The following is a 22,729-nucleotide window of genomic DNA, read 5'->3' on the forward strand; positions in this document are numbered from 1 at the left end:
AGGGAAACCCTAGGTCACGGGTTCGCGCGCGGTGACGTGCCGGTAGGCGATCTCGGCGAGCCGCGCCTGACCGTCCGTACTCGGGTGGAACCAGTCCCAGTGGCTCAACTGATCCGTACCGAACCGGTAGTCGTAGACCGCGCCCCCGTCGAACCGGCACCGCTTGTCCGTCGCGCACACCTGCTCAAGCACCTTGTTGTACGCCTCCACCCGGTCCAGCACGGTGTCGCGCCGCTCGGTCGCCGCCGAGTCCAGGGCGTCCGCGTCGGCCAGCATCGAGGGGCAGATCCCTAGCTTCCACACCGCCTTGCCCATCGGGTTCGTCCGCCCCTGCGCCCAGAGCCGCTTGAGATTCGGCACGCTCGCGACGTAGACCTGCGTCTTCGGCAGCGCCCGGCGCAGCGACTTCAGCGACTCCTCGAACTCGGCACGGAAGTCGGCCACGGAGGTCATGGCCGAGGTAGAGGCCCGACAGGCGTCATTGGCCCCCACCATCACGGTGACCAACTGCGGCTTGCGCGCCACCGCCTGACCGATCTGCGCGGGCAGGTCGGCCATCCGCGCCCCGGTCTCCGCGTAGTTCCAACTGCGCGTGGCCGCACCCGTCTTCCCCAGCAGCCGCACGGCAAGACTGTCGACCGAGGCCTCGCTGCCGGTCGCCCAGGACACCTCCGGGCAGTCCGACAGGACCGTACAGGCGTCAAAACCACGGGTGATGGAGTCCCCGACGGCCGCGACCGACGACGGACTGCGGTCCCACAGGGGAGTGGGCGAGGGCTTCGCCTTGGCCGCCGTACCACTCTTACTGTGCGCGCCGGAGGACGTACCCCCGCCGGAGTCGCAGCCGGCGGCCCCCAGGACGCTCGCCACCACGACGGCGAGCACGGCCCGTGAACGAAGACGTCGGATTCGCATGTTGAGACCCATCCCCTCCATAACGGTCTCAACCCATAACAACGCGCCATGGTTCCCGCACATGTGCGATGCAACGGCACACCCCCGTTCAAGCGTCCCCATGGGTGAATGGCGGCGTTTCCTGGTACCTGGAGGGACGGTACGTCACACTCCGCGCGCCGCCGCACGGTAGCCTCGCCCTCAACGTGGCTGCCCTGCCGCCGCCGTTCGCCAGTCAGCAAGATGCCCCGCTCTGTCCGGAGGTCCCGGTGACGACACGTGGAGTTCTGTACGTGCACTCCGCGCCGCGCGCGCTGTGCCCGCACGTCGAGTGGGCCGTGGCCGGGGTGCTCGGCACACGCGTCAGCCTCGACTGGATCCGACAGCCCGCCGCCCCCGGAACCTGGCGCTCCGAATTCTCCTGGCAGGCAGAGGCCGGAACGGCCTCCAAGCTGGCGTCGGCCCTACGCGGCTGGCACCTCCTCCGCTTCGAGGTAACCGCAGAGCCCTGCCCCACAGCCGAGGGCGAGCGCTACAGCTGCACCCCCGAGCTCGGCATCTTCCACGCAGTCACCGGCATCCACGGCGACATCCTGATTCCGGAGGACCGACTCCGCGCGGCGCTCACCCGCTCCCAACAGGGCGAGACCAACCTGGAAGCGGACATCGCCAAACTCCTGGGCAAGCCGTGGGACGACGAGTTGGAGCCGTTCAGGTATGCGGGTGAGGGTGCCCCGGTCCGCTGGCTACACCAGGTGGTGTGAAGCTTTTAGGGGCGCGGGGAACTGCGCGACCAGCCCCCACCGGCCGTAAGACGAAAAACGACGTGTGGCCCGCCCCAAAAAACCCAGGGGGCGGGCCACACACCGTTTACGGCAAACTACGGCGTTCTCAGACCGTCCGGAACGCCAACACCACGTTGTGCCCACCAAACCCGAACGAGTCGTTCAGCGCGGCAATACGCCCCTCGACCGGCAACTTACGAGCCTCGCCGCGAACGACATCCGCGTTGGCCTCAGCCTCAGGGTCAAGGTTCTCGACATTGATGGTCGGCGGCGCGATCCGGTTGTACAGCGCGAGCACCGTGGCGACCGACTCGACGCCACCCGCACCACCCAGCAGATGCCCGGTCATGGACTTCGTGGCCGAGACCGCCATGTGGTCCGCGTCGTCACCGAACACCTTGCGCAACGCCTTGAGTTCGGCCACGTCACCGGCCGGCGTCGACGTCGCGTGCGCGTTCACGTGCACGATCTCCGCCGCGTCCAGGTCGGTGTTGTCCATCAGGTTCCGCAGGGCCTGCGAGATACCGCGCCCCTCCGGCTCCGGCTGCACGATGTCGTGGCCGTCGGCGGAGATGCCCTGCCCGACCGCCTCGGCGTACACCCGGGCACCGCGCTTCGCGGCGTGCTCGGCGGACTCCAGGACGAGGACGCCCGCGCCCTCGCCGAGGACGAAGCCGTCGCGGCCGGTGTCGTAGGGACGCGAGGCGCCCTGCGGGTCGTCGTTGTTCTTGGACATCGCCATCATGTTGCCGAACGCGGCGATGGGGAGGGGGTGGATGGCCGCCTCCGTGCCACCCGCGACGACGACGTCGGCGCGGCCGGTGCGGATCATCTCGATGGCGTAGCCGATGGCCTCGGCGCCGGAGGCGCACGCGGAGACCGGCGTGTGCACGCCCGCGCGGGCACCCACGAGCAGACCCACGTTGGCGGACGGGCCGTTCGGCATCAGCATGGGGACGGTGTGCGGGGAGACGCGGCGGACGCCCTTCTCCTTCAGCACGTCGTACTGGTCGAGCAGGGTCGTCACACCGCCGATGCCGGAGGCGATGACCGTGCCCAGCCGGTCGGGGTCGACCGCCGGGTCCTCGCCGGCCTTGTCGGTGAAACCGGCGTCCGCCCAGGCCTCCTTGGCCGCGATCAGCGCGAACTGTGCCGAGCGGTCCAGACGGCGGGCCTGCGGACGCGGGATGACCTCGGAAGGTTCCACGGCGATCGTCGCGGCGATACGGACCGCCTGCTCGGCGGCCCACTCCTGCTCCAGGGGCTTCACACCGGACTTGCCGGCGATCAGACCCTCCCAGGTCGAGGCTGCGTCGCCACCCAGCGGTGTGGTTGCGCCGATACCGGTGACGACCACGGTGCGATTGGTCGGGCTCACGGGAATTCTCTCTCCAACGGTACGAGGATTAAGCGGCGCCACCGCCGGGTGGCGGGGCCATGCAGCCGGGCCTGTGGGGCAGCTCGGGCCTGGTGGATCCGGGCCTATGAGGGGGCTCGGACCCGGTGGCCCGGGCCTAAGGGGTGGCTCAGGCCTGGTGCTTGAGGATGTAGTCGGTCGCGTCGCCGACCGTCTTGAGGTTCTTGACATCCTCGTCGGGGATCTTGACGTCGAAGCGCTCTTCAGCGGCGACGACGACCTCGACCATGGACAGCGAGTCGACGTCCAGGTCGTCGGTGAAGGACTTGTCCAGCTGGACGTCCTCAACCGGGATGCCGGCGATCTCGTTCACGATGTCGGCGAGACCGGCGACGATCTCTTCCTGAGTGGCGGCCATGTCAGGCGCTCCTTCTTTGTGATCCAGAGGGTGTGGCGTTCCCGCCGCGGCAGCGGCGGGGGAGTACAGCCGTACCGGATCCGATGATGATCCGGCACGGAGTGCCTAGGGGAGGGTAACGACCGTCGCGGCGTACACGAGACCCGCCCCGAAGCCGATGACGAGCGCGGTGTCGCCGCTCTTGGCCTCGCCGGTCGCCAGAAGCCGCTCCATAGCGAGCGGAATCGAGGCGGCCGAGGTGTTGCCGGTGGTGCGTACGTCACGCGCGACCGTGACGTGCTCCGGCAGTTTCAGCGTCTTCACCATCGAGTCGATGATCCGCTCGTTGGCCTGGTGGGGAATGAAGACATCCAGGTCGTCCGGGGTGATCCCGGCCGCGTCCAGCGCCTGCTGGGCGACCTTCGCCATCTCGAACACGGCCCAGCGGAACACCGCCTGGCCCTCCTGCGTGATCGCAGGGAACTTGCCCGTGCTGTCGTACTCGGTCCACGGCACGGTCTGCTTGATGGTGTCGGACTTGTCGCCCTCCGAGCCCCACACGGTCGGACCGATCATCGGCTCCTTCGCGGGGCCGACCACGACCGCGCCCGCGCCGTCACCGAACAGGAAGGCCGTCGCGCGGTCCTCCAGGTCGGTCAGGTCGGACAGCCGCTCCACGCCGATGACGAGCACGTACTCGGCGCTGCCCTCGACGACCATGCCCTTGGCGAGGGTCAGGCCGTAGCCGAAGCCCGCGCAGCCCGCCGAGATGTCGAACGCGGCGGCCTTGTTCGTGCCCAGCTTGTCGGCGATCTCCGTCGCCACGGCCGGGGTCTGCTTGAAGTGCGAGACGGTCGAGACGATCACGCCGCCGATCTGCTCGGCGGTGATGCCCGCGTCCGCGATCGCCTTGCCGGACGCCTCGATGGACATCGCGGCGACGGTCTCCTCGTCGTTCGCCCAGTGCCGGGTCTCGATGCCCGAACGGGAGCGGATCCACTCGTCCGACGAGTCGATCGTCTCCAGGATCACCTCGTTCGGGACGACCCGGACCGGACGGTAGCCGCCCACGCCGAGGATGCGCGCGTACGGTGCGCCCTTGCTCGGCTTGATCTTCGTCGACATGTTCCTACGGCTCCTTCTTCAGGCGTTGGCGCCCGCTGCGTCAGCAGCAGAGTCGGCCGCAGCGGCGATGAGCTCGCGGGCCGTGTCGAGGTCGTCCGGGGTCTTCAGGGCCAGCGTCTTGACGCCGGGCAGGGCGCGCTTGGCGAGGCCGGTCAGGGTGCCGCCGGGGCACACCTCCAGGATGGCGGTGACGCCGAGCTCCTTGAAGGTCTCCATGCACAGGTCCCAGCGGACCGGGTTGGCGACCTGGCCGACCAGCCGCTCCAGCACCTCGGCACCGGTGGTGACGGCCTGGCCGTCCTTGTTCGAGATGTACGTGATCTTCGGGTCGCCGGGCGTCAGTTCCTGCGCGGCCTTGGCGAGCGTGTCGACCGCCGGGCCCATGTGCCGCGTGTGGAACGCGCCGGCCACCTTGAGCGCTACGACCCGGCGCACGCCCTCGGGCTTGTCGGCCTCCAGTGCGGCGAGCTGCTCCATCGTGCCGGCGGCCACGATCTGGCCCGCGCCGTTCACGTTGGCCGGGGTCAGGCCCAGCTTCTCCAGGTGCGCGACCGTCGTGTCCGGGTCGCCGCCGAGCAGCGCGGACATTCCGGTCTCGGTGATCGCGGCGGCCTCGGCCATCGCCAGACCGCGCTTGCGTACGAGGGTCAGGGCGGCGGCGTCGTCCAGGACACCCGCGAGGACGGCGGCGGTGATCTCGCCGACGCTGTGACCGGCGACGGCACCCGGCGAAACGTCACCGAGGGCGGCCGCGGAGATCAGTCCGGCGGCGACGAGCAGCGGCTGGGCGACGGCGGTGTCACGGATCTCGTCCGCGTCGGCGTTCGTGCCGTAGTGCACCAGGTCGAGGTCGGCGGCGGCCGAGAGGGCACGCAGACGGTCCTCGACACCGGGGAGGTCGAGCCAGGGGGTCAGGAAGCCGGGCGTCTGGGCGCCCTGGCCGGGAGCGACGAGTACGAGCACTCTCACACTCTCTCTTGGAGACGGGCACGGCCGCCCGTGGGGACAGGGACGAAGAACGGGAAGGGGTTTTGTGGAGCCCCGACAAAAGGCTAGTTCTGGGGATCTCCATCGGCCAGACGTCCCAGGATCAGCGCGATCCGCAGCGTGAACGCCGACCGTACATCCGACGGCGACCAGCCGGTGACGTCAGTCACACGTCGAAGCCGGTAGCGCACGGTGTTGGGATGGACGAACAGCATCCGCGCGGCGCCTTCGAGGCTGCTCGCCTGCTCCAGATAGACACTGAGCGTCTCCAGGAGCGCGGACCCGGCCTCCTCCAGCGGTCTGTAGATCTCCTCCACCAACTGGTCCCGGGCGCCGGGGTCACCGGCCATCGCGCGTTCCGGAAGCAGGTCGTCCGCCAGTACCGGGCGCGGGGCGTCCTGCCAGGCGGAGCACGCCTTGAGCCCGGCGGCGGCGGCCTGCGCGGACCGGGTGGCGGCGAGCAGATCGGGCACGATGGGCCCGGCCACGACGGGTCCGGCCGCATAAGGCCCGATCAGCGACTTGGCCACGGCCAGCGGATTGTCACTGCCACCCGCGATGACGACGAGCCGGTCCCCGAGCACCCCGGTGAGCACCTGGAGCTTGGCGTGCCGCGCGGCCCGCCGAATGGCCTCGACGGTCAGCTCACTGTCCCCGTCGGGCGCGGTACCGAGGACGACGCACACATGCTCGGGCGAGTTCCACCCCAGCGCGGCGGCCCTGCTCACCGCCCCCTCATCGGCTTCGCCACTCAGCACGGCGTTCACGACGAGCGACTCCAGCCGGGCGTCCCACGCGCCGCGCGCCTCGGCGGCCTGCGCGTAGACCTGGGCGGTCGCGAAGGCGATCTCCCGGGCGTACACGAGAAGCGCCTCGCGCAGCACGGACGCGTCGCCGGGCGCGGCCACCTCGTCGATGGCGGACTCCATGACCTCGATGGTGGTGCGCACCATCTCGACGGTCTGGCGGAGGGTGATGGCGCGGGTCAGCTCACGCGGAGCCGTCCCGAACACATCGGTGGAGATGGCCTGCGGCGCGTCCGGATGCCGGAACCACTCGGTGAACGCGGCGATACCGGCCTGCGCGACCAGCCCGATCCAGGAACGGTTCTCCGGTGGCATCGCCCGGTACCACGGCAGCGTCTCGTCCATGCGCGCGATGGCCTGGGCGGCGAGACTCCCGGACGACTGCTCCAGCCGCTTCAGAGTCGCCGGGTGCGAGTGGGCACGGGGCAGTGGGCCTGCGGGTCTGCTGGTTTCGGGTTCGGGCACGGGACAAGACTGCCTTATCCGCTATTGCTCGGTCGCCTCCGGGGCGCTGGGAGCCGGTGTCGAGAGCACGACCGTGCTCGACGCTTCGCGCCTCCGCGCGCTCGCACTCTCGACACCGGCGCGCCCCTACGGCTCCCTCTCGGCCGTCGGCGTGGGGACAGTGGGACTTGGTGGGCCCTCACCCGGCGTCGGGCCGGACGCCGTAGGTCTCCTGCAGGGCTACCGTTATGGGCGTGATGGACGTACGGCGTTCCGCCGAGCGCTACCCAGGGGGTGACCCGCAGGCCGGGATCCGGTCCTGGCATGCCTTCTCCTTCGGGCCGCACTACGACCCCGACAACCTGCGGTTCGGCGCGGTCATCGCCTGCAACGAGGAGCGACTCGCCCCCGGTGCCGGTTTCGGCGAACACCCGCACAGCCACACGGAGATCATCACCTGGGTCGTGGAAGGGGAGTTGAGCCACCGCGACTCCACGGGACAGCTGACCCGGGTCCGGCCCGGTGACGTCCAGCGCCTCAGTTCGGCGGCCGGTGTCCGGCACGTCGAGCGCAACGACAGCGACGCACCCCTGACCTTCGTGCAGATGTGGCTCGCCCCGCTGGAGCCGGGTGGCGAGCCGTCGTACGAGATAGTCCACGGCATCGCCGACTCCACGCCGTACGCGGTGCCGGAGGCGGGCGCGATGCTGCACGTGCGCCGGCTGGCGCCGGGGGAGCGGACGGCCGTACCGGACGCGGTGCATGTGTATGTGCATGTGGTGCGGGGTGAAGTGCGGCTGGAGGGAGAGGAGTTGGGGGCGGGGGACGCTGTGCGGATCACGGACGCCAAGGATCTGGAGCTGGTGGCGGTGAGCGGGGCGGAGGTGCTGGTCTGGGAGATGGCCGGCTGAATCCGGGGCGCGTCACACGGGCTCTTGATCCTGGGTCAGACGCGCCAGTTGGGCGGCGAGGGATCCGTGGCCGGCGGTCTCCGCGCCCTTGTGCAGCCGCCGTAGATCGGGCACGGGGAGATCGAGCTGCCGTGCGAGCCGGTCGACGTGAGCCTCGGCGTCCGCGCGTGTGACCCGGCGTCCGGCCCCCAGCCGCAGGTCCAGGCGGGCCAGGAGCGCGTACTTGCGGAGCGTCTCGTCGCGGCACCACAGATGGAAGAAACTGGTGCCCCGCACGGTGTACGAACCCACCCGGGTGAGCGGAACGCCGTCCGGACCGTACGCGGAGGCCGGGAGGTCGATCGAGTACGTGCCGTCCGGACGGCGCCGCGGCCGGTGGTCGTCCAGGCCCTTCTGCTCCAGCCATTTCTCGGCGGCCCGGAGGCCGGCCTCGCGATGTTCGGCCTCGCGCTCCTCGGCTCCGATCGCGGCCAGGACGTGCTCCGCCCGCTGGAGCACAGCCGTGAGATCACGGTCGGGTTCGGCACCCACCTGGCTGTAGACGAGCAGTCCGGGGCGTCCGTCCTCCCGCAGCCCGTGCACGACATACACCGGCAGGAAGACACACTCCTCGCCCAGGCTCTCCACCTGGTCCAGCGCGACGGGCAGATTGAGCCGGTCGCGTTCCTCCGGCCCGGTCTGTGTCGCGAGCCGGCTGAGCGCCCCGCGGTCGAAGCCCGTCATGACGGACACCATCGTGAACCGTGGGAAATCCCGGCTGTTCAGCACCTGCTGGAGGTCCGCCCCCGCGAGCGGGGTCACCTTGCGTTCGTCGTAGTGGGCCCGGGACAGCGGGGTGCAGGAGAGCGCCTCGAAGTACAGCTCGCGACGGTCCTCACGGGTGATGACATAGCGTCGGTCGTCCTGGACGGAGCGCACCCCGAGAGGGGTGAGGGCGAGTCTGCCGGCGTGCTCCTCGATGTGACCGGTGCGGGTCAGGAAACGTACCGCCTGGGCGACCAACGGTTCCTCCAGGGCGAAGAACCGGGCCAGTTCGGCCACGGTCGCCAGACCGCCGTACGCCAGACCGCGCTCCAGATGGCGGTCGATGAGCTTGAAGTCCTCGCCCTCGGTGATCGTGGCCCGGATCTCCACCCGCCAGACCGGCAGCAGCAGCGCGTGCAGCCGGGTCGGCGCCAGCCCCCGTTCCACGGCGGCGTCCTCCAGTACCCGTTCGGGCGGGAAACGCATCAGCCGCTGTACGGCGTTCATGCCCCGTCTCCTTCCTGCGCGGCCTTCGCCAGCAGTGCCGTGACGTCGTCGTGGGACCTGATGTCGCCGTGCCGCTTCAGATGGGTGTGCAGGTTCTGGGCGAGGGCGCGGAAGTCCGGGTCGTCGGCGCGCAGCAGGGTGCCCAGGTCGCCGGTGAGCACGAGTTGCCGCTGGGCGCGGGTGAAGGCGACATTGGCGCGGCGCAGTTCCTTCAGGAAGCCGATCCGGCCCTGGGAGTTGCTGCGGGTGAAGCCGTAGAGGATCACCTCGCGCTCACCGCCCTGGAAGGAGTCGACCGTCCCGACCCCTTCGCGGGCGCGTCGGCCGTCGCCGATGAGCCGGGACAGCTCGGCGACCACCGCCGCGACCTGTGCGCGATACGGCACGATGACCGCCCACTCGTTGCCGCGCCGGTGGTAGAACGCGGCGAGCCGGGCGAGCAGCCGTGCCTCGCAGTGGTTGCGGACGCCGACGCGACCGAAGGACTCGCCGGCCCGGGTGTCCGACGACTCCTGCCGGTCCCGGGGCGGCAGGTCTCCGGTGTCCACGAAGGCGATCGGGCTACTGAACAGCGGGTCGTGGTACGGGTGGTCGTGCTCGGTGCGCAGCCGGTCGTCGTAGAAGGCCGCCGAGACGAAGCCGGCGATCTCCACCGGCATCCGGCGTTGCAGGGTCAGCTGGACGACGTGCGAGTCCGGGAGCCCGTCGACCAGTCGCTCCAGGGCACTCTTCGTCATCAGCCCCCGCAGCTCCGCGGAGGTGATGTCCTTGCCCCACTCGGCCACTTCGGTGTCGAGGAAGGGCGGCAACTGCTTGTGGTCGCCGACGAGCACTCCGCGTCGTGCGCGGACGAGGGGGACCAGGGCGTCGGCGATGCCGATCTGCCCCGCCTCGTCGACGATCGCCAGGTCGAAGTCGAGGCCGGACAGCTCCGGCCGGGACGCGGTACCGATGCAGGTCGCGCCCACGACGTGCGCGTAGCGGATGAGTTCGGGGGCCAGTTGCTGCGAGTCGGCGGCGATCGCGGCCTGCCACTCCGTCGCCAGCTGCCGCCGTGCGACGAGCAGGGGGAGCCACTCGCCCAACCACCGCTCCAGGGGCCGCAGTTGACCGCGTGCGGCCTCGGCGTCCTCGGTCCTGCCCGGCTCGGGCGGCGACTCCAGGTGGGCGATGGCCGCGATGGCCCGGTCCGCGATGTCGTACGCCTTGTGCTGGGAGTCGGCACGGTCCACGGCCGCGCCCTGCCAGGCGTCCCGGGCGGCGCGCACGGCGGGGGCGTCACGCGTGACCTGCTCCAGCTCCAGGTGGGTCGCGGCGAGTGTCGTGTCCAGCGCGGTGAGCGCGGTCCGCAACTCCTCGTCCTGGGCGCGCAGTTCGTCGAGCCGTCGCTGCCACCGCCGTGCCGGAGCGCGGAAGAGCGAGCCGAACGCCCGGCCCTCCGAACGCTCCCGCGCACGAACGTACTTGGGCTCCGCCCGCTCGATGCGCTGTACTACCCCGTCCCGGGTGCCCTGGTCGTGCTCCCGTCGCGCGGCCAGGGCGTCCAGCCGCTTCCGCACCGGGTCGCCGGCCGTGCGTCGTGCGGAGTCCAGTCCGGCCGCCGCGGACTTCTCCGCCGCTCTCAGCCGGTCGAGCCGGTCGAGGGCCCGCGTCACTTCGTCGGCCCGCCTGCGTGCGGTGTCGACCTGGGCATACGCGGCCACACGCTGGGTCATGGCCTGCGAGACCTCCTCGGCCAGTTCGCCGGCCTGCCGCTCCAGCAGATAGGGGCGACCGTCCTCGGACACCTTGCCGTCGTTGCCCACGCGTACCACCACCAGGTCGCGCGGCAGCTTCGCCAGGACGTTGTCCACGGCCCGGTTGGTGTGCGAGGTGACCAGCACCCGATTCCTCGCGTCCCCGTCGGTCCGGCCGCCCGCGCGACCGGTCGCGCAGGCGTGGGCGATCTGTGTGATGGTGCGGGTCTTGCCGGTGCCCGGCGGCCCCAGGACGACCAGGACGTCATCGGTGGCCAGGGCCTTGCGGAACGCGGTCAGCTGATCGGGGTCCAGCGCCTCGCCCGGTGTCACGGACACCGGCCGCAGGGCTCGCACCCGGTGCTCCACCAGCGCGGGCAGCAGCAGCGGGTTGCCGGCCCGGCCGGACCCGAGCAGCGCCAGCGCCTCCCGCTGCTTGTCGAACACGACGGTACTCGGCGTCACGGCCAGCTCGCCCTGACGGGGGATGCGCTCCCAGGACACCGCCTGGTCGAAGCGGACGGTCACCCGGCGGCCGTCCCTGCGCGTCACCTGGCCCCGCATCTCCGCTTCCCCGCGCACCTCGACGAAGGCGCCCTCGTCCGGCACGTCGGACAGGGCGAGCCGGAACTCGTACATCGAATGACGGCCGGAGCGCTGCCCACCGGTCGACGCGAACTCGGCGTACGGGTACGGGCCGCCGCGCCGCTCCTCCCGGGTGGTGATCCGCTGGGTGGCGTCGACGAGTTGCCCGACCGCGTCGAGGAAAGTCTGCTGCGCGGGGTTCGGCGCGGCCGTCTCCCGGTGCTCGGTGAGCACGGTGCCGAGGTGCTGCCAGGCTTCCTGTATCCGCTGCCAGCCCGCGTCGGCGTGCTGCGGGATGTCGCGGACGCCGAACACCAGCCGCCAGGCGGGCGGCCGGACCAGCAGGCAGGACTTGGCGAGTTCGTGGTGGTCGCGCAGCCGTACCGGATCGACCGCGCTGACGAAGTAGCCCGTCCCGCGGTCCGTCGGATACAGCCGCAGCCGGTAGGCGGTGGTGTGCACCAGCAGGCTCGGGCCGCGTCCGCCGCCGCCCTCGTCGAGCCGCGCGGGCACACCGTTCCTGAGGGCGCCCAGATCCCGGGCGAGCTGTTCGACGGCGGGCAGCCCGGGGTGGATCCGGGCCTTGTCGCGCAGCTGCTTGTCGAGGGAACCGCCGGGCACGAGCACCAGGGGGCTCGCCAGTTCCAGGGTGGAGGACGTCATGGGGCGCTCACCGCTCCTCTCGGGCCGGAGCGGCGAGGCCGTCGCTCACCGCGCGCAGCGCGACGACCAGCGCGGACAGGTCGGGACGGTCCCGGGGGTCGGGGGCGAGCGCGGCGTCGACGGTCTCGACACCGGGGAGGGGAGACCCGGCGAGCCGGGGGAGCGCCGAGGGCATCCCCGGTACCGGCGGGGACCCGGTGAGCAGCCGGTGGACGAGCGCGCCGAGCCGGTGGACATCCGTGGCCGCGCCGTGCTCGCCGGCCCGTCCGCGGTGGCCGCGCCGCTGTTCCGGGGCCTGGTACGGGCCGGGCGCCTCCCCGGGTACGGGTGGGGTCGTGGCCAGGCCGAGATCGCGAAGGAACAGGCTGCCGTCGTCGCCCAGGACCAGCGCGGCCGGCTCCAGCGCGCGGTGGGCCAGCCCCCGGTCGTGCAGCTTGCCGAGGATCCGGCACGAGGCGGCCAGGCCGCGTATCAGCCGGTGCGATCGCCAGGCGCCGAGCGGCTCGGTGTCGTCCCGCACCAGTTCGGCGAGGGTCTCGCACGGCTTTCCGGACCGCCGGGACACCGGCCACGCCAGGGCGAGGGTCGCTGTCCCGCCCCGCCGCCCGTAGTGGACCACGCCCGGCCCGCCACCCAGTTCGCGCAAGAGATCGTGCTCGTCCGACAGCGCGCGCAGTGCCGCTTCGGCGCCCGGACCGTGGTACGACGCCTCGACCTGCCTGAGCCAGACGAAGCGTGCGACGTGACCGGGCCCGGGCAGGAGGCGGGCGAGTGCCTGACGCCGTACGACGGAGTGGTCGGGTGACACGGTCTCGGTGGGCGGGGCGTCCGGGTCGTCGTGCAGCAGACAGGCCTCCCCGTCCACGGTGACGACGGCTCCGCCGCGCCAGCCGGCCGTGTCGTCGGACCGTCCGGCCGACGGGGAGACCACCACGACCGCGGGTGCCTGCCGAGGCGCGGGGGGCTCGGGACGGGAACGGGGCAGGGGCAGTTCCCGAAGGATCCGTACGGCCACGGCGGCGGCGTTCCGGGCGGCCACCGGCTGTGCGCCCTTCGCGTCCGTGATCTCTTTCCGGCCGTCCGCGAAGTCGCTGATCCCTCGGACGGGGATGACGGGGACACCGCTGAGATGCGCTGCCTGCGCCATGCCGGCGCTCTCCATGTCGACGGCCACCGCGTCGCTGTAGGTCCGGGCGATCAGGTCCGCCAGCGGGGAGGTCCGCGAGTTCAGTACGACGTCCCCCGCAACCAAGGGCTTGAAGTGCACGCCGGTACGTCCGCGCAGGGCCCGGCGGACCCGCTGTTCTACGTCGTGCCGCATCTCCCAGGCGCGGGGGCGGGCGCGAAAGCCGTCGTCGCCCTCCTTGCCGCCGTGGTGCAGATAGACCTTGCCGGCCACGACCACGTCTCCCAGGGCGACCTCGGAGCGGAGCGAGCCGGCGACCCCGACGAAGAACACCGCGGCCGGCCGGAAGAAGGCGACCGCCCGCTCGGTGTGCGCCGCCGCGCCGCTGTTGCCCTCCCCGATCTCGACGACCGCCACTCGCCACGGCAGCCCGGGCACCCGGCCGACGTCGAACAGGGTGCCGTGCGGATGCTCCACCACGCGGACGTCCGTCAACTGCTCATGTACGGCCTGGAATTCGAGCGACAGTGCCGTCAGGACGACGACCGTGGGGGTCGCGTGGCACGTTCCCTGCAACGGGACACCTCGCCGTTCCTCGTGAGACAAGTGGCCGGGGCGCAAGAGAATTCACTTTAGCGAGCGCGGCCACATCACGGGCGAGGGGTGCTCAGATCTCGGCCAGCACCGCGTCCGTGAACCCCGGCCACACCTCGACCGCCCACGGCCCGAACGCCCGGTCCGTCAGCGCCACGCACCCCACCCCGGCCACCGGGTCGATCCACAGGAACGTACCCGACTGCCCGAAGTGGCCGAACGTGCCCGGCGAGGACGAACTCCCCGTCCAGTGCGGGGACTTGGAGTCGCGGATCTCGAAGCCGAGGCCCCAGTCGTTGGGGTTCTGGTGGCCGTAGCCGGGGAGGACGCCCTTGGTGCCGGGGTACTGGACCGTCATCGCCTCGGCGACCGTGCGGGGGTCCAGGAGGCGGGGGGACTGGACCTCGGCGGCGAACCGCAGGAGGTCCTCGCCCGTGGAGACGCCGTCCTTCGCCGGGGAGCCGTCAAGGGTGGTGGCGGTCATGCCCAGGGGGTCCAGCACCGCCTGCCGCAGATACTCCGCGAACGGGATCTCCGTCGCCTTCGCGAGGTGGTCGCCGAGTTGCTCGAAGCCCGCGTTCGAGTACAGGCGGCGCTGGCCGGGCGGGGCCGTCACCCGGTGTTCGTCGAAGGCCAACCCCGAGGTGTGGGCGAGGAGATGGCGGACCGTGGAGCCGGGCGGGCCCGCCGGTTCGTCCAGCTCGATCGCGCCCTCCTCGTACGCGACGAGGGCCGCGTACGCCGCGAGCGGCTTGGTGACCGAGGCGAGCGGGAAGCGGTGGCCGGTCGGGCCGTGGGTGCCGAGAACGGTCCCGTCGGCTCGTACGACAGCCGCCGCGGCGGTCGGCACCGGCCAGTTCTCGATCAGCGCGAGGCTCTGCAAGGACATGCCGTCGAGCCTAAGTGGTCAGAGCTTCAGCTCCATCAAAGGGTCCGGCTTGGGCACGAAACCGAGCGAGGCGTAGAGCGGCGCGGCCTCCGTGGACGCGGTGAGGTGGACGCGCCGGGCGCCGCGCTCACGGAACCACGCCAGCAGCTCGTCCATGCACGCGCGCGCGTACCCACGACGCCGCGCGTCCGGGTCGGTGGCCACACTGAAAACGAACCCGACCTTGCCGTGCGGGTCCCCGGCCTTCCCGATCCGGTAGTCGACCGTCCCGACCACCAGCGCCGCCAGTGCCCCCGGCCGCTCCGGGTGGTCGACGACGAACGCTCCGAAGTCCTCGTCCGACGCGAGCCGCTCCCGTAGCGTCGGCAGGGACTCCGCGTGCCAGTCCGTGCCGGGGTCCGAACCCGCCATCGAGTCGATCATCACCTGGCGCAGTCGCAGCAGTTCGGCGGCATCGTCGGGGGCGGCCCGTCGTACGAGACTCATGTCCCGCACGCTATCCACCGCACCGCCGACCCGTCCTGCGGATTTCTTACCGGTTCCGCTTGCTTCGAGTGCACTCCAAGGCCATAGCGTGGTGGCCATGACGGTGATGGAGACCACGGGTACCAGTACCGACAGCTGCGCGGGCCCGCCGCAGGCCGATCGGCGTCCGGACGGCGACGACAGCTACACGATCAGCGAGGTCGTCGCCTTCACCGGCCTGACGGCACACACCCTGCGCTGGTACGAGCGCATCGGCCTGATGCCGCACATCGACCGCTCGCACACCGGCCAGCGCCGCTACAGCAACCGCGACCTCGACTGGCTCGACCTCGTCGGCAAGCTCCGCCTGACCGGGATGCCGGTCGCCGACATGGTCCGCTACGCCGAGCTGATGCGCGAGGGCGAGCACACCTACGGCGACCGCTTCGAACTCCTGGAGGCGACCCGCCGGGACGTCATCGCCAGGATCGCCGAACTGCAGGACACCCTGGCCGTCCTCGACCGGAAGATCAACTTCTACGCCACGGCCGGCCGCGCCTACGAACAGGAGAAGGCAGGATGACCGACACCCCGATCCCGACCGCACGACTCGGCGCGGCCGGCCCCGAGGTCGGCGTCCAGGGCCTCGGCTGCATGGGCATGAGCTCGTCCTACGGCCCCCGGGACGCGAAGGAGTCGCTGGCCACCCTGGACCGGGCGCTGGAGCTCGGCGTGACCCTGTACGACACGGCGGACATGTACGGCGAGGGGGAGAACGAGCGGTTCCTCTCGCCGTTCTTCAAGGCGCACCGCGACGAGGTCGTCATCGCCACCAAGTTCGCCCTGTCGATCCCGCCCGGCGAGCCCACCCGGCGCGTCATCCGCAACGACCGCCCGTACATCCGCCAGGCGGTCGAGGCCAGCCTGCGACGCCTCGACATCGACACCATCGACCTCTACTACATGCACCGCCGGGACCCGGCCGTCCCCATCGAGGACACCGTCGGGGCGATGGCGGAACTGGTCGCCGAGGGCAAGGTGAAGCACCTCGGCCTGAGCGAGGTCACCGGCGCGGAACTGCGGGCCGCCCACGCCGTGCACCCGATCGCCGCCGTCCAGTCGGAGTGGTCGCTCTTCAGCCGCGACGTCGAGATCAGCCTGGTGGGCGCCGCCGCCGACCTGGGCGTGGCGGTCCTTCCGTACTCGCCGCTCGGCCGGGGTTTCCTCGCGGGATCGTTCGCGAACGCCGAACAGGACCTCACGGAGGGCGACTTCCGCCGGAACCAGCCCCGGTTCACCGGCGGGAACGCGGCCGCCAACGCCTCGCTCCTGGAGCCGGTGCGGACGGTTGCCGAGGCGCACGGGGCTTCCCTCGGCCAGATCGCGCTCGCCTGGGTACAGCAGCGCGCCCAGGTCCACGGCCTCCCCGTAATCCCCATCCCGGGCACGACCAAGCCGGGCCGGGTGGAGGAGAACACGGCGGCGACAGCGATTGCCCTGACGGATGAGGAACTGACCTTGCTGGAGCCGATCGCGGGCAAGGTGGCGGGAGACCGCTATGCGGACATGTCGTTCGCATCGACGAGCAGGGAGAACTAAATAGCGCCCTAGGGGTCGCGCCCCTTAAGGGGCGCGGGGAACTGCGCGACCGGCCACAACGAACCCGCGGCCGAAAAACAACAAGTCGTCCCCGCTACAACTCCGCCAACAACTCAGCCTTCTTCACGCTGAACTCCTCCTCAGTCACCAGCCCCGCCTGATGCAACTCCGCCAGATGCCGAATCCGCTCGGCGACATCCGCAGGATCACGCCGAGCGGCCGGCACCACAGCCGAGGGACGAACGGACCGCACCGCCGCCAGCACAGCCGCCGCGAACGGCAGAGACTCATGCACAGGCCCATACCCCAACCCGAACACCACAGCCGCCGGATCCTGATCAACAGGCAGCAGCGACTCGGCCCCACGCAACAGCCGCAGATGCCCCTCAAAAACCTCGGGCGACCGCCACTCCACCCCGTTCAGGTCGGCGACCGCGAAGCTCTGGTCGCCGGCCTTCCACTTCGCGGACGACGCCCCCGTCCAGAACCACCGGAACGACACGGTCTTCCCGTCGAAGGTCGCCTTGCCGTCGTACGCCTTGAACCGCAACGGCACCGCAGGCGCGGCCACCAGGAACCGCTCGGCAGGCCCCTCCCGCTTCAGCTGCGCACGCAACTCGTCGGCGTAGTACTCCGCGAGCGTCTCGCGCTCGGCCGGCAGGACGAGGCGATAGGGATCGCAGCTCTCCTTCAGCTGATCCGCCGCCGCCTCCATCAGCGGGTCGGCCCCGGCCCGCGGCTCCACGCGGAGCACGACCGTGCCGCGCTTGCCGGGCGCGAGCGTCACCGCCTCGATCGCCTCGAAGGGGATCCGGCGTTCACCGAGCGCCTGGAATAGCTTGGGTGTTCGAATGCCGCGTTCGTAGCGGATGAGCACGGAGTCGGACTCGAACTCCCAGGCGGCATGAAATCCGGCCAGTACGTCACCCATGCGGCTCATCGTAGGCGGCACACACTCCTCCGTCCCATCCCCGCGCAGACCGCACTTCCTGCTGTTTCTACGCGCGTCCGACGCCTAGGCGCCGGACAAACCCTCTCGGCAGGTGTCACCTTCGTGCGCGCACGTCACCGAGCGGTACGCGCCAACACCGATGTCGGCGAAGTTGGTGAGGCTGTCGGTGCCCGCCGCGAAGTAACCGGTGTGGCCCTCGGCGTCCTTCGCGGCCAGCACCCGCGCCCCGAACGCGTCCGACACCGGGTCCTCGCCGTGCCCGAGACCGCCGAGCTCCATGTACGGCACGTCCTGGATCCAGTCGTCGGCGTCCCGCATCGCCCACACCCGGGCGAGCGTGTGCAGGTGGGAGGCCTTCGAGGTCCGCATCCCCGGGCTGCCCGCCACCGCGATGTCGGTCACCCGGGCCGGCAGCTCGTGCGCGGCGACCCCGCACACCACGGAGCCGTAGCTGTGGCAGAACAGGGCGACCTGCGCCTTACCGGGCAACGCCCGCACCAGCGCGTTCAGCCGTACGGCGCCGGCCTCGGCGCGTCCCGCGGTGGCCGAGTCGATGCCGAGGCCGCCGGGGGAGGTGTAGTCGGCCCAGGCGATGACCGCCGTACGCGTGCCGGCCTTGTCCGCCCTGGACTTCGCCGTGTTCTCGGCCGCGTACAGGTTCTGGGCCATGCCGACCGGTGCCGAGTACTCCTTGTTGGTCTTCTGGAAGGTCAGCAGGTCGGTGTCGACGCCGGGGACGATCACCGACACGCGCTGCGCGGTGTCCAGGTCACCGAAGACCTCGGCGATCCGGCCCGCACCCTCGGGGTCGAAGGCAAGGATGTGGCGGTCCTTCGTCATCAGCGCCTCGAAGCGGTGCATGAGGCGGCCCGCCTCCTGCTGGCCGAGCGGCGTCAGACGGTTGTCGTGCATGCGCTTCCGCTCGACCTCGCGCTGCTGGTCGAGGGCGATGCGGTTGGCGCGATAGCGCAGCGAGACCGGGGCGCCGTTCATGTTGCCGACCGCGAGCGGGTAGCGGTGCGCGAGACGCGTGCGCTGCTGCGCGGTGAGCGAGGCGAAGAAGCGGGCGAGCCGGGTCGGGGAGTCGTCCGGGTCGGGCAGCTCGCGCCCGTTCATGTGGCCGTGCTCCCACGCGGAGAGGGAGGCCTGGAGCGCCGTTTTCCCGGGGTGGCTGCGGACCGCGGTCCAACCGGTGGTCGCCAGCATCACGAACACCACGGCCAGCGCGGCCAGTGCGCGCCAGGCGTTCAGCGTGGGGGAGGAGTCGAAGGAAGTCACTGGGAGGACACACTAGGAGAACGAGAGGGTCTCGCGTTAACCGAGTGACGGGGATCACGTTTCAGCGGTACGTGACGAGAAACTCAGTACGACTCACTTTGTGTGACTCGTGCGCCAGTTCCCGGCGAGCGCCGGTCCCACCCCGTCGAGGTAGTCGGCGGTCAGTTCCCTCATCGCCTCGATGCTGAGGTCGTCGCCCGCGATCCACATCCGCTCCACCACCCGCATCACCCCGCCGAACACCGCCACGACCAGTCGCGGCCGGGGGTCCGTGTCCACGTCGAGCCCCTCGCGCTCGGCGACGATCCGCGCCAGCTCCTCCTCCAGCTCCTGCGAGCGCCGCAGATGCGCGGCGAGCAGCGCGGGCGTCGACTCGATCACCCGGTAGGTACGCATGTGCAGGTCCAGCGGTACGACCTGCTGGATCGCCTCGTTGATGGTGTCCCAGCTCTCCAGCACGGCCCGGCGCAGCGCCTCCAGCGGGGCCTCGTGCGGCGGGCGGGCGCGGACGGCCTCGACGAAGTGCGTCTCGGTGAGCCGGGGCACGAAGAACGCGGCCTCCTCCTTGCTCGCGAAGTAGCGGAAGAAGGTGCGCTGCGAGACGTCGACGGCCTCGGTGATCTCGTCGACCGTGGTCTGTTCGTAGCCCTTGGTCGTGAACAGCTCCAGGGCGGCGTGCAGCAGCGCGTCCCGCGTACGGGCCTTCTTGCGCTCGCGCAACGTCTCCATGCCGTTCTCCTCGCCGTTGTTGACAGTCGCCGACATCTGAACCTGTTTGTCAACTGTCAGCGGCTGACATTAGCCTCGAACGCATGACTAGTCAGACCACCATCAGCGCGACGGGGCCGGGGGACAAGGCACCAGCCGCCCCCTCCGGTCCGGCGCCCTCCACGGGGCTGCGCGGCCACCCGTGGTTCACCCTCATAACCGTCGCCGTCGGCGTCATGATGGTGGCCCTCGACGGCACCATCGTCGCCATCGCCAACCCGGCCATCCAGAAAGACCTCGGCGCCAGTTTCGCCGACGTCCAGTGGATCACCAACGGCTACTTCCTCGCCCTCGCGGTCTCCCTCATCACCGCCGGCAAGCTCGGTGACCGCTTCGGCCACCGCCAGACCTTCCTGATCGGCGTGAGCGGCTTCGCCCTCGCGTCCGGTGCCATCGGCCTCTCGCACAGCATCGCGTTCGTGGTCACGTTCCGCGTGCTCCAGGGTCTGTTCGGCGCGCTGCTGATGCCGGCCGCGCTCGGCCTGCTGCGGGCCACCTTCCCGGCCGAGAAGCTCAACATGGCCATCGGCCTGTGGGGCATGGTCATCGGCGCCTCCACCGCGGGCGGCCCGATCCTCGGCGGCGTCCTCGTCGAGCACGTCAACTGGCAGTCGGTGTTCTTCATCAACGTGCCGGTCGGCGCCATCGCGCTGGTCCTCGGCGTGCTGATCCTCCGCGACCACCGCGCCGAGAACGCGCCGCGCTCCTTCGACATCCTCGGCATCGTGCTGCTCTCCGGCGCGATGTTCTGCCTCGTCTGGGCCCTCATCAAGGCGCCCACCTGGGGCTGGGGTTCCGGCACGACCTGGGCGTTCCTCGCCGTCTCGGTGCTGGGCTTCGCCCTGTTCGCGTTCTGGGAGCAGAAGGTCGCGGAACCCCTCATCCCCCTGGGCCTGTTCCGCTCGGTCCCGCTGTCCGCGGGCGTCGTCCTGATGGTCCTGATGGCGATCGCCTTCATGGGCGGCCTGTTCTTCGTGACGTTCTATCTCCAGAACGTGCACGGCATGAGCCCCATCGACGCCGGTCTCCACCTCCTCCCGCTCACCGGCATGATGATCGTCGGCTCCCCGATCGCCGGCCTGGCGATCACCAAGCTCGGCCCGCGCATCCCGCTGGCCGGCGGCATGGCGGCCACCGCGATCGCCATGTACGGCATGTCCACCCTCACCTCGGACACCGGCAGCGCCGTCATGTCGGTCTGGTTCGCCCTGCTGGGCTTCGGCCTCGCCCCGGTGATGGTCGGCGCCACCGAGGTCATCGTGGGCAACGCGCCCATGGAGCTCTCCGGTGTCGCCGGCGGTCTCCAGCAGGCCGCGATGCAGATCGGCGGCAGCCTCGGTACGGCCGTCCTCGGCGCGGTGATGGCCTCCCGCGTCGACAACGACCTGGCCGGCAACTGGGCGGACGCGGGCCTGCCCAAGCTCACCCAGCCCCAGCTGGACGCCACCGCCGAAGCGGTCCAGGTCGGCGTCGCCCCGATCGCCCCGAACACCCCGGAGGCGATCGCCGCGAAGATCACGCAGGTCGCCCACGACACGTTCATCTCCGGCATGAGCCTGGCCTGCCTCGTCGCGGCCGGCGTAGCGGTGGTGGCGGTCTTCGTGGCGCTCCTGACCAAGCGCGGCGAGAACGCGGAGGCGGGCGCGGGCGCGGCCCACATCTGACGGCACGCATCCAACCCTGCTTCAGGCCGATTTCGCCTATCAGGGTGACTCCCCTAAAGATTCCTGGCGTCCGGTACGCGCCGCAGGTCACAGTAAGTCAAGTCCTCCGCAGGGCAGGGGGGACGGGTTGGTCTGCGGCGCGCTGCCGGAGGGGGGCAGCGCGCAAGCAGGCTTTTTTTGTGTGTACGCGGGTATCCGGTCATCGTAGGGAACTGGCCGAACTGGCCGAACTGGCCGAACTGGCCGAACTGGCATGGATGTCCAGGGAGTTGACGATGACGGGCTTCGGAACGCGCAAAACCCCCCGCTCGCGTGGCCGCATGGGGTCAGGGAGCGGGCCGGACCGCGCGACGCTCGGCATCATCGGACTGGTCTGCGCGGTAGCGGGCTTCTTCACCCTGGGAATCGTCCTCGGCCCGATCGCGGTGATCTGCGGCTGGCTGGCCATGGGCCGCAGGTGGACGGGCTCCCGCCGGGCGATGGCGCTGGTGGCCCTCATCCTGGGCGCGATCGACACGCTGGCGGCGGTCCTGTGGACGTTCTTCTGAGCCGAGGCCGAGCGGACGTTCTTCCGGGCTGTATCGGCCTTTGAAAGGGCTACTGCTCTGCCCCGGAGAGGGCCGCCGCCTCCGCTCCGGACAGAGCAGCCGCCCCGGAGAGACCCACCGCCGACGCCCCCGACAGCGCCGCCACCTCCGCCCGCAGCGCCCGCACCTCCGCCGTCAGCGCCTCGATCGCCTCCGTCTGCCGCCGTTCCTCCACGTCGTCCTTCTCGAACCGGGCGATGAACCACGTGGCGATGTTCGCGGTGACGACACCGAGCAGCGCGATCCCGGAGAGCATCAGCCCGACGGCGATCATCCGCCCGAGCCCGGTGGTCGGCGCGTGGTCGCCGTAGCCCACCGTCGTCATCGTGGTGAACGACCACCAGACGGCGTCACCCAGCGTCCGGATGTTCCCGTGGGGCGAGTCCCGCTCGACGGAGAGCACCGCGAGCGAGCCGAACATCAGCAGCCCGATCACCGCGCCGGCGACATACGTCGTGAGCTGGATCTGCGAGGCCATCCGGGCCCGGCGCCCGACGAGTATCAGCGTCGACACCATGCGCAGCAGCCGCAGCGGCTGAAGTATCGGCAGCACCACCGCGCACAGGTCCATCCAGTGCGTCCGCACGAACCGCCGCCGGTCCCGGGACATCGCCAGCCGCATCAGATAGTCGACGGCGAACGTCGCCCACACCACCCACTCGACCGCAGTGCACACCTCCGTCAGCGAATGACCGGCGGTGGTGTCCACGATCGGCACGGCATAGGCGACGGCAAACCCCACCGCGAGCGCCAGCAGAGGCCGCTGAGTGCGTTGCTCCCAACGAGCTTGTGCCGAGGGTTCGTTCATGACGGCATGTTAGGTCGATGCGCGCCCCTGGTGGGCAGGCCCGAAGGGCCGCCCACCA

General features: G+C 70.8%; 21 protein-coding genes. 6 read left to right on the forward strand and 15 right to left on the reverse strand.

Translation table 11 applies throughout. From position 1 onward, the window contains the following. Nucleotides 1-9: 9 nt before the first annotated feature. Entirely contained in the window at nt 10-915 is a 906-nt protein-coding gene (locus tag SPR02S_RS28035) for an SGNH/GDSL hydrolase family protein (protein ID WP_026150926.1), read from the reverse strand. Between the two features lie 248 nt (nt 916-1,163). On the opposite strand from SPR02S_RS28035, the gene SPR02S_RS28040 reads away from it, so the two are divergent. After that, the gene (locus SPR02S_RS28040; protein ID WP_019060338.1) at nt 1,164-1,658 is read left to right on the forward strand and encodes a DUF3145 domain-containing protein; all 495 of its coding nucleotides are present in this window, start codon (nt 1,164-1,166) and stop codon (nt 1,656-1,658) included. A 127-nt stretch (nt 1,659-1,785) separates the two neighbouring features. Here the strand turns inward: SPR02S_RS28040 and fabF are convergent, their stop codons facing one another. The 5 genes from fabF to fasR all read right to left on the reverse strand — a co-directional run bounded on the left by fabF (nt 1,786) and on the right by fasR (nt 6,816). Further along, entirely contained in the window at nt 1,786-3,057 is a 1,272-nt protein-coding gene (gene fabF, locus SPR02S_RS28045; RefSeq protein WP_019060339.1) for a beta-ketoacyl-ACP synthase II, read from the reverse strand. A 148-nt stretch (nt 3,058-3,205) separates the two neighbouring features. Beyond that, nucleotides 3,206-3,454, reverse strand: coding sequence for an acyl carrier protein (locus SPR02S_RS28050; RefSeq protein WP_015660680.1), 249 nt, complete (start codon nt 3,452-3,454; stop codon nt 3,206-3,208). Between the two features lie 105 nt (nt 3,455-3,559). Then, a complete protein-coding gene (locus SPR02S_RS28055; RefSeq protein ID WP_019060340.1) occupies nt 3,560-4,558 on the reverse strand; it encodes a ketoacyl-ACP synthase III in 999 nt (332 codons plus the stop codon). Nucleotides 4,559-4,576: 18 nt separating this feature from the next. Then, nucleotides 4,577-5,521, reverse strand: coding sequence for an ACP S-malonyltransferase (locus tag SPR02S_RS28060; RefSeq protein WP_019060341.1), 945 nt, complete (start codon nt 5,519-5,521; stop codon nt 4,577-4,579). A gap of 89 nt (nt 5,522-5,610) precedes the next feature. Then, nucleotides 5,611-6,816, reverse strand: coding sequence for a fatty acid biosynthesis transcriptional regulator FasR (gene fasR, locus SPR02S_RS28065; RefSeq protein ID WP_026150927.1), 1,206 nt, complete (start codon nt 6,814-6,816; stop codon nt 5,611-5,613). 227 nt (nt 6,817-7,043) lie between these two features. On the opposite strand from fasR, the gene SPR02S_RS28070 reads away from it, so the two are divergent. Then, on the forward strand, nt 7,044-7,706 hold the full coding sequence (locus SPR02S_RS28070; RefSeq protein ID WP_019060343.1) for a pirin family protein: 663 nt from the start codon (nt 7,044-7,046) through the stop codon (nt 7,704-7,706). 12 nt (nt 7,707-7,718) lie between these two features. Here the strand turns inward: SPR02S_RS28070 and SPR02S_RS28075 are convergent, their stop codons facing one another. The 5 genes from SPR02S_RS28075 to SPR02S_RS28095 form a co-directional block, all read right to left on the reverse strand. After that, complete coding sequence (locus SPR02S_RS28075) at nt 7,719-8,957, reverse strand: hypothetical protein (RefSeq protein WP_019060344.1); 1,239 nt, start codon at nt 8,955-8,957, stop codon at nt 7,719-7,721. Then, nucleotides 8,954-11,941, reverse strand: a complete 2,988-nt coding sequence (locus SPR02S_RS56525) for a DEAD/DEAH box helicase (protein ID WP_019060345.1) — start codon at nt 11,939-11,941, stop codon at nt 8,954-8,956. The genes SPR02S_RS28075 and SPR02S_RS56525 overlap by 4 nt, the downstream gene beginning before the upstream one ends. A gap of 7 nt (nt 11,942-11,948) precedes the next feature. Beyond that, nucleotides 11,949-13,643 (reverse strand): phosphorylase family protein, encoded by a 1,695-nt coding sequence (locus SPR02S_RS59055; RefSeq protein ID WP_019060346.1) that lies wholly within the window; start codon nt 13,641-13,643, stop codon nt 11,949-11,951. A gap of 91 nt (nt 13,644-13,734) precedes the next feature. Beyond that, complete coding sequence (locus SPR02S_RS28090; protein WP_019060347.1) at nt 13,735-14,550, reverse strand: serine hydrolase domain-containing protein; 816 nt, start codon at nt 14,548-14,550, stop codon at nt 13,735-13,737. Between the two features lie 18 nt (nt 14,551-14,568). Then, the gene (locus tag SPR02S_RS28095; protein ID WP_019060348.1) at nt 14,569-15,036 is read right to left on the reverse strand and encodes a GNAT family N-acetyltransferase; all 468 of its coding nucleotides are present in this window, start codon (nt 15,034-15,036) and stop codon (nt 14,569-14,571) included. Nucleotides 15,037-15,133: 97 nt separating this feature from the next. On the opposite strand from SPR02S_RS28095, the gene SPR02S_RS28100 reads away from it, so the two are divergent. Further along, nucleotides 15,134-15,598 carry a MerR family transcriptional regulator gene (locus tag SPR02S_RS28100; protein WP_019060349.1) on the forward strand — a complete coding sequence of 155 codons (465 nt, stop codon included), beginning with the start codon at nt 15,134-15,136 and terminating at the stop codon, nt 15,596-15,598. Continuing rightward, entirely contained in the window at nt 15,595-16,614 is a 1,020-nt protein-coding gene (locus SPR02S_RS28105; RefSeq protein ID WP_019060350.1) for an aldo/keto reductase, read from the forward strand. Before SPR02S_RS28100 ends, SPR02S_RS28105 begins: the two co-directional genes overlap by 4 nt. Nucleotides 16,615-16,708: 94 nt before the next feature. Here the strand turns inward: SPR02S_RS28105 and SPR02S_RS28110 are convergent, their stop codons facing one another. The 3 genes from SPR02S_RS28110 to SPR02S_RS28120 all read right to left on the reverse strand — a co-directional run bounded on the left by SPR02S_RS28110 (nt 16,709) and on the right by SPR02S_RS28120 (nt 19,609). Further along, entirely contained in the window at nt 16,709-17,554 is an 846-nt protein-coding gene (locus SPR02S_RS28110; RefSeq protein ID WP_019060351.1) for a DUF4429 domain-containing protein, read from the reverse strand. 75 nt (nt 17,555-17,629) lie between these two features. Further along, nucleotides 17,630-18,844 carry an alpha/beta hydrolase gene (locus tag SPR02S_RS28115; RefSeq protein WP_019060352.1) on the reverse strand — a complete coding sequence of 405 codons (1,215 nt, stop codon included), beginning with the start codon at nt 18,842-18,844 and terminating at the stop codon, nt 17,630-17,632. Between the two features lie 93 nt (nt 18,845-18,937). Then, nucleotides 18,938-19,609, reverse strand: coding sequence for a TetR family transcriptional regulator (locus SPR02S_RS28120; protein ID WP_019060353.1), 672 nt, complete (start codon nt 19,607-19,609; stop codon nt 18,938-18,940). Nucleotides 19,610-19,656: 47 nt separating this feature from the next. Between SPR02S_RS28120 and SPR02S_RS28125 the strand changes: the two genes are divergently transcribed. After that, the gene (locus SPR02S_RS28125; protein WP_019060354.1) at nt 19,657-21,276 is read left to right on the forward strand and encodes an MFS transporter; all 1,620 of its coding nucleotides are present in this window, start codon (nt 19,657-19,659) and stop codon (nt 21,274-21,276) included. A 275-nt stretch (nt 21,277-21,551) separates the two neighbouring features. Then, nucleotides 21,552-21,824 (forward strand): DUF4190 domain-containing protein, encoded by a 273-nt coding sequence (locus tag SPR02S_RS28130; RefSeq protein WP_026150929.1) that lies wholly within the window; start codon nt 21,552-21,554, stop codon nt 21,822-21,824. A 49-nt stretch (nt 21,825-21,873) separates the two neighbouring features. Here the strand turns inward: SPR02S_RS28130 and SPR02S_RS28135 are convergent, their stop codons facing one another. After that, entirely contained in the window at nt 21,874-22,671 is a 798-nt protein-coding gene (locus SPR02S_RS28135; RefSeq protein ID WP_052347063.1) for a potassium channel family protein, read from the reverse strand. Between the last annotated feature and the right edge of the window lie 58 nt (nt 22,672-22,729).

This window comes from Streptomyces prunicolor NBRC 13075 (genome assembly GCF_000367365.1).
Lineage (GTDB): Bacteria > Actinomycetota > Actinomycetes > Streptomycetales > Streptomycetaceae > Streptomyces > Streptomyces prunicolor.

Coding starts and splice junctions, on each gene's coding strand:
- SPR02S_RS28035 (WP_026150926.1), bottom strand. CDS start 915: ATGCGAATCCGACGTCTTCGTTCACGGGCCGTGCTCGCCGTCGTGGTG.
- SPR02S_RS28050 (WP_015660680.1), bottom strand. CDS start 3,454: ATGGCCGCCACTCAGGAAGAGATCGTCGCCGGTCTCGCCGACATCGTG.
- SPR02S_RS28055 (WP_019060340.1), bottom strand. CDS start 4,558: ATGTCGACGAAGATCAAGCCGAGCAAGGGCGCACCGTACGCGCGCATC.
- SPR02S_RS28070 (WP_019060343.1), top strand. CDS start 7,044: ATGGGCGTGATGGACGTACGGCGTTCCGCCGAGCGCTACCCAGGGGGT.
- SPR02S_RS28075 (WP_019060344.1), bottom strand. CDS start 8,957: ATGAACGCCGTACAGCGGCTGATGCGTTTCCCGCCCGAACGGGTACTG.
- SPR02S_RS56525 (WP_019060345.1), bottom strand. CDS start 11,941: ATGACGTCCTCCACCCTGGAACTGGCGAGCCCCCTGGTGCTCGTGCCC.
- SPR02S_RS28090 (WP_019060347.1), bottom strand. CDS start 14,550: ATGTCCTTGCAGAGCCTCGCGCTGATCGAGAACTGGCCGGTGCCGACC.
- SPR02S_RS28095 (WP_019060348.1), bottom strand. CDS start 15,036: ATGAGTCTCGTACGACGGGCCGCCCCCGACGATGCCGCCGAACTGCTG.
- SPR02S_RS28100 (WP_019060349.1), top strand. CDS start 15,134: ATGACGGTGATGGAGACCACGGGTACCAGTACCGACAGCTGCGCGGGC.
- SPR02S_RS28105 (WP_019060350.1), top strand. CDS start 15,595: ATGACCGACACCCCGATCCCGACCGCACGACTCGGCGCGGCCGGCCCC.
- SPR02S_RS28110 (WP_019060351.1), bottom strand. CDS start 17,554: ATGAGCCGCATGGGTGACGTACTGGCCGGATTTCATGCCGCCTGGGAG.
- SPR02S_RS28120 (WP_019060353.1), bottom strand. CDS start 19,609: ATGTCGGCGACTGTCAACAACGGCGAGGAGAACGGCATGGAGACGTTG.
- SPR02S_RS28125 (WP_019060354.1), top strand. CDS start 19,657: ATGACTAGTCAGACCACCATCAGCGCGACGGGGCCGGGGGACAAGGCA.
- SPR02S_RS28130 (WP_026150929.1), top strand. CDS start 21,552: ATGACGGGCTTCGGAACGCGCAAAACCCCCCGCTCGCGTGGCCGCATG.
- SPR02S_RS28135 (WP_052347063.1), bottom strand. CDS start 22,671: ATGAACGAACCCTCGGCACAAGCTCGTTGGGAGCAACGCACTCAGCGG.